The organism is Filifactor alocis ATCC 35896 (assembly GCF_000163895.2).
Taxonomy (GTDB): Bacteria; Bacillota; Clostridia; order Peptostreptococcales; family Filifactoraceae; genus Filifactor; species Filifactor alocis.
In genome coordinates this window covers 663384-680858 of the sequence record NC_016630.1, presented here as the reverse complement: position 1 = coordinate 680858, position 17475 = coordinate 663384, and the positions used below count along the sequence as shown (strand labels likewise).

Genomic DNA, 17475 nt, shown 5'->3' with positions numbered 1-17475 from the left:
GGCAGTTCATTAAAATAATTTGTGCGACATCATGTAATTTAATAAAAAATCTTTGACTTTAGTAAGCATATTGCATATAATAGGAGATTATAAGGGAAAATTTATAATTTATTGCATAGAAGAAGAGGCTTTTGCAGGGAAGTGATAGGGAGCAGTATTCATAGACTGGAAGATACTGTGATGAAAGTGCAAAATGTGTAGCTTTGGAGCAAACTATCCGAGTTTAGTAAGATAGTCGTAGTTCTGCGTTAAAGAAATTGAGTGCATCATAGTATTATGATGAATTAAGGTGGTACCGCGATTTGACCTTCGTCCTTTTTTTAAGAGAACGAAGGTTTTTTATTTTGAAAGAACGAAAACTCGTGAGTTTTGTTTGAGTGATAATTTTTTTGTGGAAAGGTTGTTGTTTTATGATAGAGGAACTAAAAGATATTAAGGATTGAATAAATATTTAGTTTGTGTGATGGACAAAAGTTTTTATGAATGAAATCAGTAAAGTGATAGATTGTTCACTAATTTGATTTTTTGTGAATTCAGGTAAATATTATTTTGTAAAGATAGAACAAATGTATATGAAAATAATTTAGGAAGATGGAGGATTTTATGGCAAATTTATCAAAAACATATCAACCGAAAGAGTTTGAAAAGAAGATTTATGAGATGTGGGAAGAAGGAGAATACTTCAAACCACAGAGAGGAAAAAAAGGAGAAGCTTTCAGCATCGTTCTTCCTCCACCTAATATTACAGGGCAGTTGCACATGGGTCATGCGCTCGATCATACGCTACAGGATATTCTAATCCGATATAAGAGAATGCAGGGTTATGATACCTTGTGGCAACCCGGAACGGACCATGCTTCCATCGCAACGGAAGTGAAGGTGGTAGAAAGAATTCGCCAAACATTGGGAAAAACGAAGGAGGAAATTGGCAGAGAGGAATTTTTGAAACACGCTTGGGCATGGAAGGAAGAGTTTGGCGATCGTATTGTGGAACAAATGAAAAAGCTCGGCGATTCTTGTGATTGGAGCAGAGAGCGTTTCACGATGGATGAAGGATGTAATGAGGCTGTATTAGAGTTTTTTGTGAAGTTGTATGAAGAAGGCTATATTTATCGTGGAAATCGTATCATTAACTGGTGTGTGGATTGCAAGACTTCTCTTTCTGATGCAGAGGTAGATCACGAAGATAACAACGGACATTTTTGGCATTTCAAATATATGTTCAAGGATTCGGATGAATTCTTGGAAGTTGCGACAACAAGACCTGAAACAATTGTCGGGGATACGGCTGTGGCAGTTCATCCGGAAGATGAGAGATACCGTCATTTGATAGGTAAGATGTTGGTAGTACCGTTTATCGGAAGAGAAATTCCGTTGATTGCAGATGAATATGTAGATCCGGAATTTGGAACCGGAGTTGTAAAAATTACTCCTGCACATGATCCTAACGATTTTGAGGTAGGTCTTCGTCATAATTTAGAGCAAATTATTGTGATGAATGAAGACGGAACGATGAATGAGAAATCCGGAAAATATGCCGGAATGAGTCGTTATGAATGTCGAAAAGAAATTGTAAAGAATTTGGAAGAAGCAGGTCTATTGGTTTCTGTCAAAGACCATGCACATGCGGTAGGCCATTGTTATCGTTGTCATAATGTGGTAGAACCTATGGTATCAAAACAATGGTTTGTGAAGATGAAAGACTTGGCACAACCTGCTTTAGAGGCATTGGAAACAAAGAAATTGAATCTTGTACCGGACAGATTTGACAAAATTTATAATATGTGGTTAGAAAATATTCGTGATTGGTGTATCTCCAGACAATTGTGGTGGGGACATAGAATACCTGCATATTACTGCGAAGATTGTGGAGAAATGATTGTTGCAAAACAAAAACCGGAACGTTGTTATAAATGTCATTCTGCCAATTTGGAACAAGATGAAGATGTATTGGATACTTGGTTTTCTTCTGCACTTTGGCCAATGAGTACATTGGGATGGCCGGAAGAAACACCCGAGATGTTTCGTTTCTTCCCGACAAGTACGCTTGTGACAGGATATGATATTATTTTCTTTTGGGTGATTCGAATGGTATTTTCTTCTCTTTATTTGAAGAAAGAAGTACCTTTCAAAGATGTATTTATTCATGGACTTGTTCGTGATGACCAAGGGCGTAAAATGAGTAAATCTTTAGGAAATGGAATTGATCCTTTAGAAATCATTGACCATTATGGAGCAGATGCTCTGAGATTTATGTTGGCAAGCTCCAATACACCGGGAAATGATATGCGTTTCTATATGGAACGAGTAGAATCTGCAAGAAATTTTGCAAACAAGCTGTGGAATGCATCAAGATTTATTTTGATGAACTTAGAGGAATATCAACCGGTTTTAACAACTCGTGAAGAAGTGGAGCCTTATTTTGAATTGGGTGATAAATGGATTATTTCATTGTCAAATAAGGTGGCAAAAGAAGTATCTGACAACTTAGATAAGTATGAGTTGTCTTTGGCGGCGGATAAGATTTATGATTTTACTTGGTCAAATTTCTGTGATTGGTATATTGAGATGGTAAAACCTCGTCTGTATGGAGAAGCCGGATCTGAAAAAGATACTGCACTTTATACATTGCAATATGTATTGAAAAAAATCTTGAAATTATTGCATCCGTTTATGCCGTTTATTACAGAAGAAATCTATTCTTATGTAGAAACAGAACATAAATTGATTGTAGCAGAGTGGCCTGTATTTGAAGAAAAGGACAGCTATGAAGTAGAAGAGAATGAAATAGAAATTGTAATGTCTGCGATTAAGGCAATTCGAAATACGAGAAGTGAAATGAATGTACCACCTTCTAAAAAAGCAAGATTGTTGGTTGTAACAGAAGGAGCTACAGAATCAATTTTTGTAAAATCTGAAGGATATTTTAAGACATTGAGCTCTGTTTCAGGATTGGAATTTGTTCAGGAATCTGATGTTCCGTCAGATGCTGTTTCTATTGTCATCGATAAGGCGAAACTATATTTGCCATTGGAAGAACTGGTTGATTTTGAAAAAGAATTGGAACGATTGAATAAAGAAAAAGAAAAATTACAAAATGAAATTAAGCGTGCAGAAGGAAAATTGAATAACAAAGGGTTTACAGATAAAGCTCCTGACTCTTTGGTACAAGCTGAGAGAGATAAAAAGGTTAAATTCGAAGAAATGCTTGCAAATGTTTTGGACAGTATTGCTAAAATTCAAAAATAGTCTTTGAGATGTTAACAAGAGCTCCTCAACTTGTGTTATTCCTTTCTGTTTCGGAGTAGGAGGAGTCTTGTTATTTTATGCACAAAATAACCCTTCTTATCAAGAGAAGGTACAAATGTTGGAGTAAGGAGGAAGTTGTTATGAGCGAAACTTTCAATAAGTGGAAGCAGACACTTCAAGAGAATAAAGAAATGCAAATTTCAGATATCTTTGATTTAAAGGATGAAGATATTTCAGATGAGATTTTAGAAGAGGCAAATGGAATTGGTGTTGTTTTGTTTGAAGCATTAGATGATGTTGAAGTTTCAAAACAAGAAGAAGTAAAGACAACAGAAGAAGACATTGAAGAAGAACAAGATTTTCAACAACGAATGGCAATGTTTCAAAATAGGCTGCAACAGTTGCAGCAGGATGAATTGTTTGATTTCGATTATAAGGATATGGAATAGATAAGGACAGACATAGAAAATCCTGATGTCTCGGTATTTTTGATAAAAAAGACACTGTAGAAAATGTAAATTTTTACATTCTCTACAGTGTCGATATAGCAGGTGTACGGAATATGCAATCTTACAAAAATTTGTTTGTAACTTTATTCCAAAATTCATAGTTGTCCATACGAATGACACGAATCGGGTCTGTATGGGTTGTAACAACAATTTCTTTAAAATCATTATAATGTTTTTGTACTCCATCTACGATAATAGAGATATAATTTCGGTATTGTTCCTCAGGAGATACGATGATATCAGAAGTAGAGGAAGAAATAATGCTTGAAGTAAAAGACCGATAGGCATTGGTGTTGAGTGGAGCAAGCGGTGTAATTTGTAATGTATTGATGGACGGATCCACGATGGAACCGCCGGCAGAGTAATTGTAAGCGGTAGAACCTGCAGAGGATGATATAATCAAGCCGTCTCCTCCGAAACATTGGATAAAATTTCCGTTGATGGATAGGTTCAAATGCACTGTTTTTCCTAAATAAGAACGAAGTACAATCTCGTTCAAAGATTTTATGATAAATCTTTTGTCTGCAATATATACTGTGGCTTGCAAAGGAAGAATTTCTTGTAAAGTGTAGTTTTGTTTTTGATAATTTTCGATGAATAAATCGAGTTGCTCAGGAAGGATTTCCTGAAAGAAACCTAAGTGTCCCGTATTGATTCCGACAATCGGGATAGACGGAAAATTAAAATCATGAATCGTTTTGATAAATGAGCCGTCTCCTCCGATGGTAAAAATGAGGGCTTCATCTCCAACAAAATGATGATGAACGGCAAATTCGGCACGGATTAATTTTTCTTTCAGTTGTTCGGCAATGACAGCAGAAAGTGCATAATCATTATAAGTAATCACTACTGATTTTTTCAACAAGACTCACTCCTTGAAGGTTATATTTTGAATGAACTATTTCATATTATACCACAGAGTATCTTATAAATAACGCAAAGTGCAGGAGAAATCAGATAATTCATAAAAAAACAGAGTGTGGTTGTTTTGGTGGTAGTGTCAAAAAAGAGAGGAATAAAATGATATGTGGATACCTGGAAAACAGAAATATAATTATTTGGTTTGGAGTGTAGAAAAAGAAGAAGTGTTGAAAAAAGTGTTGATTGAGGAAATGGGAATTTCACTTCGAATGATATCCGAATTGAAGAGCAGACGTGCTGTTAATGTAAACGGAACACTCCGTTTCAACCATGAACCGGTACATGTAGGAGAAATTATTACAGTGGATTTGGGGGAAAACAGAAGTGAGTACGGTTTAGAAGAAGGGGTTGTCGATGTAATCTATGAGGATGAAGATATCGTTGCTGTCAACAAGTCTCCTTTTATAGTGGTACATCCGACAGGAACCCATCTGACAGGAACACTCCTTAACTATATGGAATCTTGGTTTCGTCAAAACGGAATATTAGAGAAAGTGAGATTTATCAGTCGTTTGGATAGAGATACATCAGGGATTTTGTTGATTGCTAAAAATCGATATGCACATCATCGCATGTCACAGGCACATCAAGATATGATGATGCAAAAAACATATGTCGCATTGATTGAAGGTAAAATGAAAAGACAAGAGGGAGAAATCAATGCTCCGATTGGTAGACGAGAAAATGATGGGATTAAGCGCGAAGTGATGGAAGATGGTCAGACAGCTATTACAAAATATAAGGTGTTGAAAGAAGGAGAGAAGTTTTCGTTAGTGGAATTGACTCCGGTTACAGGAAGAACACATCAACTAAGATGTCATATGGCATATATCGGATATCCTTTGATTGGAGACAGTCTTTATGGAGGAAATATGGAATATATGAATCGTCAAGCATTACATTCTGTAACATTGGAGTTTTTTTCCCCGAGAAAAGAAGAAAAAATTTATTTAAAAGCAGAACTCCCGCAAGATATGCAGGAGTTAGTAAATCGGTTATAGTAATTATTCTTTCGAAGTATGTTCTTCAATATATTCAACAACATCACGAATGGTTTCCAGTTTTTCTAAATCATTGTCATCAAACTCTATTTCAAATCGATCTTCCAAAGCCATAATGATATCGACTGCATCGATTGAGTCTGCATTCAAATCGTTTCGTAAATGAGAGTCCATAGTGATATCTTTTTTATCAATATGCAATTGTTCAGCAATAATATCTTGAATTACATTAAAAATCATGTATTTAACCTCCTGTACATTAGTAATCAATCCGTTTCGAACTTAGTTTAATACAATATGTCCGTTTTTTCAAGTAAAAATAAAAAATTTTGTAAGGAATAGAAAAGCATTTGAATTCAAATTAACAGAGGATAAGAAGTTGTAAATTTTTAAATGAGGAGAAAGTATGAGATACAGAAGGCCGAAATATTTTAAAGAAAAGTTGGAGTCATTTGAAGATACTTATCTTGTAAAACAACCGGAGCAGTGGAAAGGTAAGTGGAGAACGAAATTTCAAGACTGTAAGGACATTTTTTTGGAGATAGGCGTTGGAAAAGGACAGTTTTTGTATGAACTTTCTAAAAGAAATCCGAAAAGTGCATATATCGGCATGGAAAAATTAGATGCTCTTTTAATTCAGTCTTGTCAAAGAGCAGAACGGGAAAGTTTGAAAAATATTTGTTTTATGGGTAAAAATGCAAGTTGTTTGGAAGAATATTTTGAAGAAAATGAGTTGGATGGAATTTATTTGAATTTTTCAGACCCATGGAAAAAGAGTAAACAAGCGAAAAGGCGATTGACACATGGTCTTATGTTGGAAAAGTACGAAAAAGTTTGTCGTAACGGTGCAATCTTGGAATTTAAGACAGACAATGAAGAATTGTTTGAATTCAGTTTAGGATGTTTGAAAGAGTCTCAGTATGAGATTGTATTTTTAACTTACGATTTGCATCAAGAGGAAAGCTGTGAGGATAATATTGTGACAGAATATGAGAGGAATTTTTTGAATTTAGGAAAAAAGATTTGTAAAGTGAAATGTATTTTGAAGAAAAACGCTAATCTGTAGTATAATGAAGTATCAAACGTAAAAATACAATCTTTTTAAGAAAAATAATTAAGAGAAGAGTAAGAAAAAAAGAATTGTTTGTTATATATTTTGTGGGAGGTATGGTATGGTTATAACCATTAAAGATGTCGCAAGAATGGCAGGAGTTTCTGTTTCGACTGTATCAAGGGTGCTGAATCACTCCAAACCGGTTTCCGATGAGATTCGTAAAAGAGTGGAAAAAGTCGTAGAGGAGACAGGATATGTTCCAAATCCCGTTGCAAGAAGTTTGGTGATGAAGAAGAGTCAGTGTATCGGTGTCATTGTTTCGGATGTATCGAAACCGCGTGTAGGTGGATATTTGAATGGAATTGAAGAAGTTGCGAGAATGTATGATTATGATTTGTTTTTGTGTAATTCCTATGGAGAAGTGGAGAGAGAAATCAAATTTATTCATTTGTTGTATACGAAACAGGTCGCAGGAATTATTATCATATCTCCTCGTCTGACGGAAAAAGTAGTTACTTTGACAGCAGAGCTGAAGATTCCGACTGTATTTATCAGCAAAAATGCTATGGATTATGATGTAATATCAGCGGGAGTAGATGACAGACAGGCATCTTATGATATTACAAAATATTTTTTAGAACACGGACATACTCGAATCGGACTGATTCAGATGAAATTATCTGAAGATATTGAAAAAACACGAATGTTTGAGGGATATCAAAACGCATTGAAAGAGCATGGAATTGCAGTTGATAAAATGATTGTATCACAAGTTAAAAATACATTTGAAGAAGGATATTGTGCAATGGAAAAACTGTTGCAGTTAGAGAACAGACCGACAGCAGTTTTTTGTTGCTCCGATGATTTAGCGGTAGGTGCAATGGGTGCTGTGGTAGATAATGGACTATCAATACCTGAAGATATTTCTATCGTAGGATATTATGATACAGAAATATGCAGTTGGGTCAGACCGAGAATGACAGCAGTGCACCATCCGCTATATGATATCGGTGCATCTTCAGCAAGCCTGTTGCTGAAAAAAATAGAAAATAAACCGATTAAAGAGAAACATATACAATTACCTTATGAAATTATAGAGAGAGAAACTTCTAACAGATTACATCAAGAGAAATAGAAAGGAATTTAAGCAGATGGATATTGAGAAAAAAGTTTGGGAAGTTTTGTGTTCCAAAGAGGAAATTAAATCAAGAGTTGAAGAGATGGGAAAACAAATTTCGAAAGAATATCAGGAGAAGAATTTGCTGGTAATTTCTCTTCTTAGAGGAAGTTTTATTTTTGCTGCTGATTTGGTTCGTGAAATTACAGTTCCGTGTAAAGTTGATTTTATGACAACTTCAAGTTATGGGCATTCCCAAGAAACATCGGGAGAAGTGCGAGTGGTGGCGGATGTTTCTACAGATATGATAGGATATGATGTGCTTATTGTAGATGATATTGTAGATTCCGGAACAACAATGGCTTTTGTGAAAGATTATATTCAATCAAAGGGTGCAAAGAGTGTGAGAACTTGTTCTCTTTTAGATAAGCCTTCTCGACGAAAAGTTGATGTGAATCCTGATTATACCGGATTTGTGATTGAAGATAAATTTGTAGTCGGATATGGCTTGAACTTTGGAGATTATTATAGAAATATTCCATATGTATTTGTAGTGACGGACCAAGATAGATAGGAAATAAAAAATAAAATCTGCATAAGTAGGTTTTATTTTTTATATTTTAAGGAGGAAAGTTTCGTGGCATATGAGGTAATATCTAAAATTTACGACGAATTGATGGAAGAAGTAGACTACAATCAGTGGTGTGATTTTATGGAGAAACTGTTTTTAGAGAGAACTCCTGATATTCATCATATTTTGGAATTGGGATGCGGTTCCGGCATTATGACAGAATGTTTACTTAACAAAGGATATGAAGTGGTTGGGGTAGATACTTCTGAAGAGATGCTTTTTTTGGCACAAGAAAGATTGCGAAGGTTTGGGAATAAAGTCATACTCATGGAACAAGACATTGAAAATATGGATTTTGAAATCTATGAAATAGATTGTATCTTTTCGTCAAATGACACCTTAAATTATATTTTAGAGCAAGATAAACTAAAAAATCTATTGTCTTACCTTAACAGACGGTTGAAAAAAGGCGGAACATTTATATTTGACATTTCTTCAGAATATAAGCTTTCTGAGATATTAGGGAACAATGTGTTCGGTCAAAGCTTTGAGGATATGATCTATCTATGGGAAAACGAATATGATGAAGAAAAGAAACAGGTGGAAATGACAATTACTTTAATGGAACAAGAGGGTATGCTATATAGAAGGATGCAAGAGAAACAAACCCAAAGGGCATATTCTATTAAAGAAATGACCACAATCCTTCAAGAGACGGGATATCGTGAAGTTTTTGTATATGGAGATTTGGATAAGGAACAAAAAGATTTGGATTTTGTAGAACGATTATTTTTTGTAGCTGTAAAATAGAATAAGATAGAAAATGAAGGGGAAGTAAGAATGGGAAGACTATTAAGAGCAATTTCAGACAATAAAACAATCAATATGATTGCAATTGATTCAAAAGATATGGTAGAAGAGGCAAGAAAAGTTCATCAATGTACGCCTGTTGCAACAGCAGCATTGGGACGGGTAATTACTGCCGGTACGATGATGGGAGTCATGATGAAAGAGAAAAATGCAAAATTGACTCTACAATTTAAGGGTGACGGGCCTTTAGGCTTGTTGGTTTGTGTATCAAATTCTCAAGGGGATGCAAAAGGATATATTGCTCATCCTGAAGTAAACTTGCCGATTCGTATAAATGACAGAAAGTTGGATGTTTCTGCCGGAGTTGGAACGAAAGGGACGGTATCCGTTATTCGAGATTTAGGTCTGAAAGAACCTTATATAGGACAGTATCCGCTTACAAACGGAGAGATTGCAGAAGATTTGACAGCTTACTATGCAAACTCTGAGCAGGTACCATCTTCCGTTGCGTTAGGTGTTTTGGTGGATGTGGATGGAACCGTCAAGTCTGCCGGCGGTTTTATTGTTCAGTTGATGCCTGATGCCAGTGAAGAAGATATTGAAATATTAGAGAGAAATCTACGAGGTGTATTATCTATTTCCCATATGTTGGATGAGGCGGAACGCTTGGAGCAAATTATGGAAGTTATTTTAGGTGAATTAGGAATGAACGTTGTTGAAGAGAGACAAACGAGATACTTTTGTGATTGCAGCAGAGAAAGAATGGAACGGGCATTGATTAGCTTGGGAAGATATGAATTGGAACAGCTTTTGATGGAAGACGGACAGGCGGAACTCACTTGTCATTTCTGCAATAACAGATACCTGTTTCAAGAAAAGGATTTGAAAGAGTTGATTTTGGCGTCAAGACCGAAATAATAGCAAGATTCTATTTGCTTCAACAAAAAATTTATCAAAAAAGACATTACCGAGCTCATATTTTTGATGAGACGGCAATGTCTTTTTCTGTTTTATGACAAAGATTTAGATGAGAAATTTTTTTATTTCTAATATTTTTCAGTTTCACTCAGCTCATAGTATCATGATTTCAAAGTATTATTCCTACAGTGAGTTCTTGTTGTTTATCAGCAATGATAGATTTCCGTTTCCTTAATGCTGAAAAAATTGCGAGATATTTTTGAAATCAAAAATAAATGTGATTGCTATACGGCTTTTTATTAGAGATGAAAAAACTATTATTTAGAAGAATAATCTGTATAGATAATAGGAAATAGGTGAGTAAACATAGAGAATCCCAAGAACATGGAATCCTCATTGAAGTCAAATGCTTCATTGTGATGTGGTGCTGCCAATTTTGCACCAATTAAGAAATGGATGCTTTTCCCACCGTTTTCTTCTACTTTTTTGAGCATATAGGTGACATCTTCCGAGCCGTTGAATGAAGGTTGAAAATCTGTCTTGAAACCTTGTTGTAATAATGTTTTATTGACAAGAGATTCAAATTGCGGATGTTCCGTTTTAAAATCCGGTGCTTCTCCGACAACATCAATACGATATTGTAGCCCGAATGAGAGTGCCGTGCCTTGAACAGCTTGTACAATTCGTTCCCACAAGTCGGACAAAGTTGTATAGTGGTCTGCACGTACCTCTGCTTCAAGAGAGCAATCTTGTGCAATAATATTTCTGTTTTGACCGGATAAGAATCTACCGATGTTTAATTTGGTGTTAGAAGAACTGTATTGAATCAGACTGTTGAGAGTAAGGCATAAACTGGCACCACCCAAAAGAGCGTTTCTTCCTTGTTCAGGATTATTTGCAGCATGTGCGGAGCGTCCCCAATAAGTGACATTAAATTTTTTGGTAGAGAGAAAGTCTTTTGTTCCAACACCGATGGTGTCCTTATGTTCGTTCATTCCGATATGACAGCCTACCATATAATCTACGTCGTCTACACATCCTTTTTCCATCATGGATTTTGCACCGTGAACACCTTCTTCTGCAGGCTGAAATATGATACGAATACTTCCGCAGAGCATATCGTAATGCTCTGAAATATATTTGCCAAGAACAATTCCCATTGCAATATGTGCATCGTGTCCACATGCATGACAAGTATTTTCGTCTTTGGAGCGGAAGTTCAGTTGATTTGGAAGATGATCTCTGACTGCTGTTTCTTTGATTGGAAGAGCATCGATATCAAATCGAAAGGCTATTTTCGGTCCCGGTTTTTTTGTATCAAAGTCTGCAATAAGACCTGTATAACCTAATTTGATGTCTGAGATATCAAATGGAATTTCTTTCTGATTCAGCGTGGATGCGTGGAGTTCCAATTCTGTTTTCAGCGGCATTCCTTCCCTGTGCCCATGAATTTCTCGTCCATAACGCACGTGAAATCCAAAAGATTTCATAAGACGAATCAACTCAATTGTAGTGTTCATTTCCAAAAATCCGGTTTCTGCCATTTGGCGAAATATTCTTCGATAGTATATTAAATTATCATAGTATTGTTTCATAGTATGTCACCTTAATTTATTTTTATAGTACTAAAATCTATACCGGTAATCCAATCTTTATTAATCATAGTAATAGTTATATTTTTTATTATTGTACGATATTGTATTGATATATCATTCTATTAGGTTTTAGTAGAAATTTTATTTTGACATCAAAAAAAGTGTGTATAAAGGAATAGACCGGTAAGCTCATTCCTTTATCAAAAACACACTTTTTCAATATTTTAATAAAAAATTATTTCTCTATAGAAGCTTTTACAATAGATTCGATAGACTGATTAAGCATTGTATCGAATTCTTCTTGTGTTTGGTTTACATTTAATCCTTCTGTCAAAGCTCTTGAGAAGCTTGCAATCATATTTTGGTTTTTGCTTAAAAGAGCATTAGCATCTTCTCTTGAGTATCCGCCTGAAAGAGCTACAATACGAAGAACACAAGGGAAGTTTACCAAATCGGAATACAAGTTGGCTTCTGTTGGAATTGTGAATTTAAACATTAATTTTTGGTTTTCATTCATTGTTTTCAATTCTTTTACCACTTCTGCTTTTAGGAAAGATTCAATTTTAGATTTTTCTTTTGCATGAATATCAACTTCAGGTTCTACGATTGGAACAAAGCCTTGTGCAATGATTGCTCTTGCATATTCAAATTGTTGTTTTACAATTTCGCGGATACCATCTTCGTTGTATTCTTTGATAACAGAACGCATCTTAGTACCGAAAATATGGCGTTCTTTTGCATTTGCAAGCAATTCATCTAATTCAAAAGGTTTCATCAATTGAACTCCGTTGTTTAATTCAGCCAATCCGCTATCAACTTTTAAAATAGGAAGAATTCCTTTTTTCTCCCAAAGAAAATCAGGAGTATATAAATCATCAATTTTAGAGTTCATAGTAACTTTGAATAAGATAGCCGCCAAGATGCGTTCACTTGTAAAAGAAGGGCTTGTGATGATACGTTTACGCATTTCATGAACTAAACGAAACATTTCTTCTTCATTACTGTACTGATCTTCTGTCACTCCGTATAATTTCAGTGCTTTTGGTGTAGAACCGCCACTTTGATCCAGTGCAGCAATAAATCCTTTTCCGTCTTGCATTATTTCCAATTGTTTTGTATTCATTGTCATTCCTCCAAAAAAATAATAGTTGTTGATATTGACAGGAATCGTATTTATTCAGAAAGATTCAAAATAATGGTGGATGAAATGATTTCATCTTAAGTACAGAGCATCATTTTAGTGATAATATCAATACTCCTTATTTGTTGGTTCCGAATAAAAATTCCAAAATATAATTTCACATAAAGTATACCATAAAAAGAAAAAGTAGAACATAAGAATAAAAAAGTATTTTGCAGAAACACACAAATAGTTGGATATTTGTTATAAAAATAGTTTTGAATGGGTATAATCTGTAGTATAATGTACTTAATATGTTTTATTACAGGATGGGATGATTCAGTTAACGGTAATTTATTGAAGGGGGAAAAAATGGGATATCGCATTGTACACAAAAAACAATTAAATAATCTTGTATATTTGATGGATATTGAAGCGCCGAGAGTGGCTAAGTCAGCAAAACCGGGACAATTTGTAATTGTGAAGATTGATGAAAGAGGAGAGAGAGTGCCTCTTACCATTGCTGATTACGACAGAGAGAAGGGAACGGTTTCTATTGTGTTCCAAGTAGTCGGAATGTCAAGTAAAAAATTATCTACATTGAATGAAGGGGATTCATTGAGAGATTTTGTAGGACCTCTTGGAAATCCAAGTGACTTTATTCACGAGGATATCGAAAAATTAAAGAACAAAAAATTTATTTTTATTGCAGGCGGAGTTGGAGCAGCACCGGTATATCCTCAAGTAAAATGGTTTAAAGAACATAATTTGGATGTAGATGTTATTATCGGAGCAAAAACAAAAGATTTGTTAATCTTCACAGAAAAGATGGAACAAGTTGCCAAAAATGTATATTATGCAACGGATGACGGTTCCTTTGGATTTCACGGAATGGTTACAGCCTTATTAGAAGACTTGGTAAATAATCAGGGAAAAGCTTATGATGAAGCAGTGGTTATCGGACCGATGATTATGATGAAATTTGCTTCTATGACAACAAAGAAATTAAATATTCCGACTATCGTGAGTTTGAACACTATTATGGTAGACGGAACAGGGATGTGCGGAGCATGTCGTGTTCGTGTCGGAGATGAAGTGAAGTTTGCTTGTGTAGATGGTCCGGAATTTGATGGTCATTTGGTAAACTATGATGAAGCAATGCGAAGACAAACCATGTTCAAGACGGAAGAAGGAAGAAAGATGTTGAAGTATGAAGAGGGAGATACACATCGACCTGTGGGCTGTGACTGCGAGGAGGTTGACGAATAATGATAGATAAAAAAGTAAAAGTTCCCGTAAGAGAACAGGAACCGAAAGTAAGAGCAGGCAATTTTAAGGAAGTTTGTTATGGATATGACACTAACGAGGCGATGTTGGAAGCTACAAGATGTTTGAATTGTAAAAATCCTCGTTGTGTTCAAGCTTGTCCTGTAGGAGTGAACATTCCTTCTTTCATTGCAAAAGTAAAAGACGGAGATATTGAAGCCGCGGCTCAGATTATTGCACAGAACAGCTCTTTGCCGGCAGTGTGCGGCAGGGTTTGTCCGCAAGAATCGCAATGTGAAGGTTCTTGTGTTGTTGGAATCAAAAATGAGGCTGTTTCTATCGGAAAGTTAGAGAGATTTGTTGCGGATTGGGCAAGAGAGCGTGATTTGAATGTTTCAAAAAAAGATCCTTCTAACGGTATTAAAGTAGCAGTTATCGGCTCAGGACCTTCAGGACTTGCATGTGCAGGAGATTTGGCAAAAAAAGGATATGACGTAACAATATTTGAAGCATTCCACGAACCTGGCGGAGTGTTGACTTATGGAATTCCTGAGTTTCGTCTTCCGAAAAAAGAAGTTGTACAGTATGAAATTGATTCGATTCGCAAACTGGGTGTAAAAATTGAAACAAATGTTATCATAGGTCGTACTGTTACAATTGAGGAATTGTTCGAAGAAGAGAATTTCAAAGCGGTATTTATCGGATCCGGAGCAGGACTTCCTATGTTTATGGGAATTCCGGGTGAAAATGCAAATGGTGTATTGTCCGCAAATGAATTTTTGACAAGAGTAAATCTGATGAAAGCATACTTGGAAGATTATGATACTCCGATTCGAAGAGGAAAAAAAGTAGCAGTTGTAGGCGGTGGAAATGTTGCGATGGACGCAGCCAGAACAGCATTGAGATTGGGTGCGGAATCTCATATCGTATATCGCAGAAGCGACAAAGAGTTACCTGCAAGAGCGGAAGAAGTGCATCATGCAAAAGAAGAGGGTATCATTTTTGACACATTGACAAATCCAAAAGAAATTTTGACAGATGATACAGGATGCGTTCGTGCAATGAGATGCGTTAGAATGGAGTTGGGAGAACCTGATGAATCCGGAAGAAGAAGACCTGTTGAAATTCCGAATTCTGAATTTGAGATGGAAGTGGATACTGTTATCATGTCACTTGGAACAAAACCGAATCCGTTGATTACTTCTACAACAGACGGATTGGAAACAAACAGAAAACAATGTATTGTTGTAAACGAAAATGGATTAACATCTTTAGAAGGAGTTTATGCCGGTGGAGATACGGTAACAGGAGCGGCTACAGTAATTTCTGCGATGGGAGCGGGAAAAGTTGCTGCAAAGGCTATGGATGAATATTTGAAAGAAAAATATCTATCAGAGTAAATCAATAATTATTAGGTTAAAATGATTTCAGGCGTGTATTTTATAAACATAATATCTTTGAACAAGGATAATAGGACGGCTGTTATCACAGAATGAAAAAATAAAAAACTTTCTTTTTTGAAATCAAGTAGACTTCAGAAAAGAAAGTTTTTTGTGGAAATTTTTATAATTGCAAAATATATGGATATCTATAAAGACAGATGTGCAGTAGATTCTTTTGAGGAAAGCAGTTTGAAAGAAAAATTGATGTCTTTATTCTACAAACAGAATTGAATGTGTATCAATGAGTTTGATAGATGTAATCTATGAATTCTATCCTCTTTGAAGTAACAGAATATGACATATCATGAAAGTTGAAAAATCAAATTAAGACCATACTATAGAGTGTCAGCGAAAGGACATCGTGTTACTATAGCTATTTACTTTATTGCTTAATTAGTGCTAAGAAGAAACATACTATAAAAAATATAGTAGAAATTTAATATAGAATGATATTAGTTTTTTCAAAAATATGGTACGATAGGTGTCAATATAAAAAATCAGCACTGTACTATAGTTTGTTCAGTAATTCAGGTCATTTGTAAATAAAAAACGGAAGGTGTAGCAGAGAATGTTTTATAAACAGTCAAAAAAGAGGAAAATATTATCAGTAATTATCATCGCTATTGTAATCAGTGTAGGAAGTACTGTTTTGGTGGGGAATTATTTTCTTAAAGTTGCAATTATTCGACAAGATAAAAAGCCGAAAGTTGCTCCGCCTGATGGATTGAGTGAAACGGATTTGAATAAAATCAATCAATCAAAAGAGCAATATAAAGAGAGACGAGAAAAAATTTTTAAGAATGATGCAGTTCATAAACAAGAGGTCACAATTACGTCTGATGACGGGTTAAAATTGAAAGCGGATGAATATACACAACATGGTGAAAAATCTGACATGTGGGTAATCGTGGTACACGGTTACAAATCTCATCGACATAAGGAAGCTCCTCAAAACATAACAGCCACCTATTTAGAGCAAGGATATCAGGTGTTGGCTCCGGATCATAGAGCCCATGGAGAATCAGAAGGAAAATTTATCGGAATGGGATATTTGGAGCGAAAGGATATTGTAAATTGGATAGAATATATTTTGGATAAAAATCCAAATGCCAAGATATCACTGCATGGAGTATCTATGGGAGGTGCTACAGTTATAATGGTATCGGGCGAGCCGCTTCCGCCAAATGTATATGCCATTGTTGAAGATTCGGGATATACATCTGCTTGGGAAGAGTTTGAATCAGAGCTGAAGTATTTGTACCATCTACCGACTTTTCCGGTATTAAATATGGCAGATGTTATGTCTCGTATTAGAGCGGGATATGCCCTTAAGGATGCTTCTTGTGTACCTATGTTACAAAATACAACGGTACCGATGTTATTTATTCATGGAGATAAAGATAGCTTTGTTCCGTTCTATATGTTGGAACAGAATTATCAGGCATATACCGGAGATACAAAAGAAAAATTAATTGTTCATGGAGCAGGTCATGTACAATCATATTTGTTAGAAACGGAAAAATATTGGGATACAGTATTTCAGTTTTTGAAGAAGTATCAAGGATAATTTTTTGTAAAGTGTGTTGGAAAAAGGAATTGAAATTTTTGGATAAGATATTTATAATACTAAAAACTTAATAGAATTATTTCCTTATTCTTGAAAAATGAAGTATCTCAGATACTTGAAAAGTTATGTACAAACTCTGTGAAAATGTAAATAGATTGATTAGTGAAATAATTAAAAGTATAACTTGTAGAGATTGGATTGATTCAATAGTTTAATCGAGTTATAGTATAAAATATAGATATTGATAAAAAATTGTTTCGTTGTCTATGTTCTATCATTCGATAAATTTAACAAATAGAAAAACATCCACTTAATCATACTGAAATGAAGTTTTC

15 protein-coding genes are annotated in these 17475 nt (G+C 35.1%); 11 read left to right on the top strand and 4 right to left on the bottom strand.

Annotated features, from left to right (window positions below; all coding sequences use genetic code 11):
- The first annotated feature begins 603 nt into the window (after nt 1-603).
- Together HMPREF0389_RS03025 and HMPREF0389_RS03020 are read left to right on the top strand one after the other, a co-directional pair.
- The gene (locus HMPREF0389_RS03025; RefSeq protein WP_041250772.1) at nt 604-3249 is read left to right on the top strand and encodes a valine--tRNA ligase; all 2646 of its coding nucleotides are present in this window, start codon (nt 604-606) and stop codon (nt 3247-3249) included.
- Between the two features lie 140 nt (nt 3250-3389).
- Nucleotides 3390-3698 (top strand): hypothetical protein, encoded by a 309-nt coding sequence (locus tag HMPREF0389_RS03020; protein WP_014262259.1) that lies wholly within the window; start codon nt 3390-3392, stop codon nt 3696-3698.
- A 121-nt stretch (nt 3699-3819) separates the two neighbouring features.
- On the opposite strand, the gene HMPREF0389_RS03015 is transcribed toward HMPREF0389_RS03020, so the two are convergent.
- Nucleotides 3820-4620 carry an NAD(+)/NADH kinase gene (locus HMPREF0389_RS03015; protein WP_156775232.1) on the bottom strand — a complete coding sequence of 267 codons (801 nt, stop codon included), beginning with the start codon at nt 4618-4620 and terminating at the stop codon, nt 3820-3822.
- Nucleotides 4621-4783: 163 nt separating this feature from the next.
- On the opposite strand from HMPREF0389_RS03015, the gene HMPREF0389_RS03010 reads away from it, so the two are divergent.
- On the top strand, nt 4784-5680 hold the full coding sequence (locus HMPREF0389_RS03010; protein WP_014262257.1) for an RluA family pseudouridine synthase: 897 nt from the start codon (nt 4784-4786) through the stop codon (nt 5678-5680).
- A gap of 3 nt (nt 5681-5683) precedes the next feature.
- Here the strand turns inward: HMPREF0389_RS03010 and acpP are convergent, their stop codons facing one another.
- Nucleotides 5684-5920, bottom strand: coding sequence for an acyl carrier protein (gene acpP, locus HMPREF0389_RS03005; RefSeq protein WP_041250771.1), 237 nt, complete (start codon nt 5918-5920; stop codon nt 5684-5686).
- A gap of 166 nt (nt 5921-6086) precedes the next feature.
- Between acpP and trmB the strand changes: the two genes are divergently transcribed.
- From trmB to hslO, 5 genes are all read left to right on the top strand, one after another.
- The gene (gene trmB / locus HMPREF0389_RS03000) at nt 6087-6746 is read left to right on the top strand and encodes a tRNA (guanosine(46)-N7)-methyltransferase TrmB (RefSeq protein WP_014262255.1); all 660 of its coding nucleotides are present in this window, start codon (nt 6087-6089) and stop codon (nt 6744-6746) included.
- A 106-nt stretch (nt 6747-6852) separates the two neighbouring features.
- The gene (locus HMPREF0389_RS02995) at nt 6853-7869 is read left to right on the top strand and encodes a LacI family DNA-binding transcriptional regulator (RefSeq protein ID WP_014262254.1); all 1017 of its coding nucleotides are present in this window, start codon (nt 6853-6855) and stop codon (nt 7867-7869) included.
- Nucleotides 7870-7885: 16 nt separating this feature from the next.
- Nucleotides 7886-8425: a hypoxanthine phosphoribosyltransferase gene (gene hpt, locus HMPREF0389_RS02990; protein ID WP_014262253.1), complete on the top strand. Its 540-nt coding sequence runs from the start codon at nt 7886-7888 to the stop codon at nt 8423-8425.
- Between the two features lie 63 nt (nt 8426-8488).
- Complete coding sequence (locus HMPREF0389_RS02985) at nt 8489-9232, top strand: class I SAM-dependent DNA methyltransferase (protein WP_014262252.1); 744 nt, start codon at nt 8489-8491, stop codon at nt 9230-9232.
- Nucleotides 9233-9262: 30 nt separating this feature from the next.
- A complete protein-coding gene (gene hslO / locus HMPREF0389_RS02980) occupies nt 9263-10150 on the top strand; it encodes an Hsp33 family molecular chaperone HslO (RefSeq protein ID WP_014262251.1) in 888 nt (295 codons plus the stop codon).
- A 317-nt stretch (nt 10151-10467) separates the two neighbouring features.
- Here the strand turns inward: hslO and HMPREF0389_RS02975 are convergent, their stop codons facing one another.
- Both HMPREF0389_RS02975 and HMPREF0389_RS02970 read right to left on the bottom strand, forming a co-directional pair.
- The gene (locus tag HMPREF0389_RS02975; protein WP_014262250.1) at nt 10468-11745 is read right to left on the bottom strand and encodes an amidohydrolase; all 1278 of its coding nucleotides are present in this window, start codon (nt 11743-11745) and stop codon (nt 10468-10470) included.
- 235 nt (nt 11746-11980) lie between these two features.
- Entirely contained in the window at nt 11981-12868 is an 888-nt protein-coding gene (locus tag HMPREF0389_RS02970; RefSeq protein WP_014262249.1) for a fructose bisphosphate aldolase, read from the bottom strand.
- 369 nt (nt 12869-13237) lie between these two features.
- Here HMPREF0389_RS02970 and HMPREF0389_RS02965 point away from each other — a divergent pair, with 369 nt between their 5' ends.
- The 3 genes from HMPREF0389_RS02965 (at nt 13238) to HMPREF0389_RS02955 (ending at nt 17140) form a co-directional block, all read left to right on the top strand.
- On the top strand, nt 13238-14134 hold the full coding sequence (locus HMPREF0389_RS02965) for a sulfide/dihydroorotate dehydrogenase-like FAD/NAD-binding protein (protein WP_014262248.1): 897 nt from the start codon (nt 13238-13240) through the stop codon (nt 14132-14134).
- The gene (gltA, locus tag HMPREF0389_RS02960) at nt 14134-15531 is read left to right on the top strand and encodes an NADPH-dependent glutamate synthase (RefSeq protein ID WP_014262247.1); all 1398 of its coding nucleotides are present in this window, start codon (nt 14134-14136) and stop codon (nt 15529-15531) included. The genes HMPREF0389_RS02965 and gltA overlap by 1 nt, the downstream gene beginning before the upstream one ends.
- A 610-nt stretch (nt 15532-16141) precedes the next feature.
- Nucleotides 16142-17140, top strand: coding sequence for an alpha/beta hydrolase (locus HMPREF0389_RS02955; RefSeq protein WP_014262246.1), 999 nt, complete (start codon nt 16142-16144; stop codon nt 17138-17140).
- Nucleotides 17141-17475: the final 335 nt, after the last annotated feature.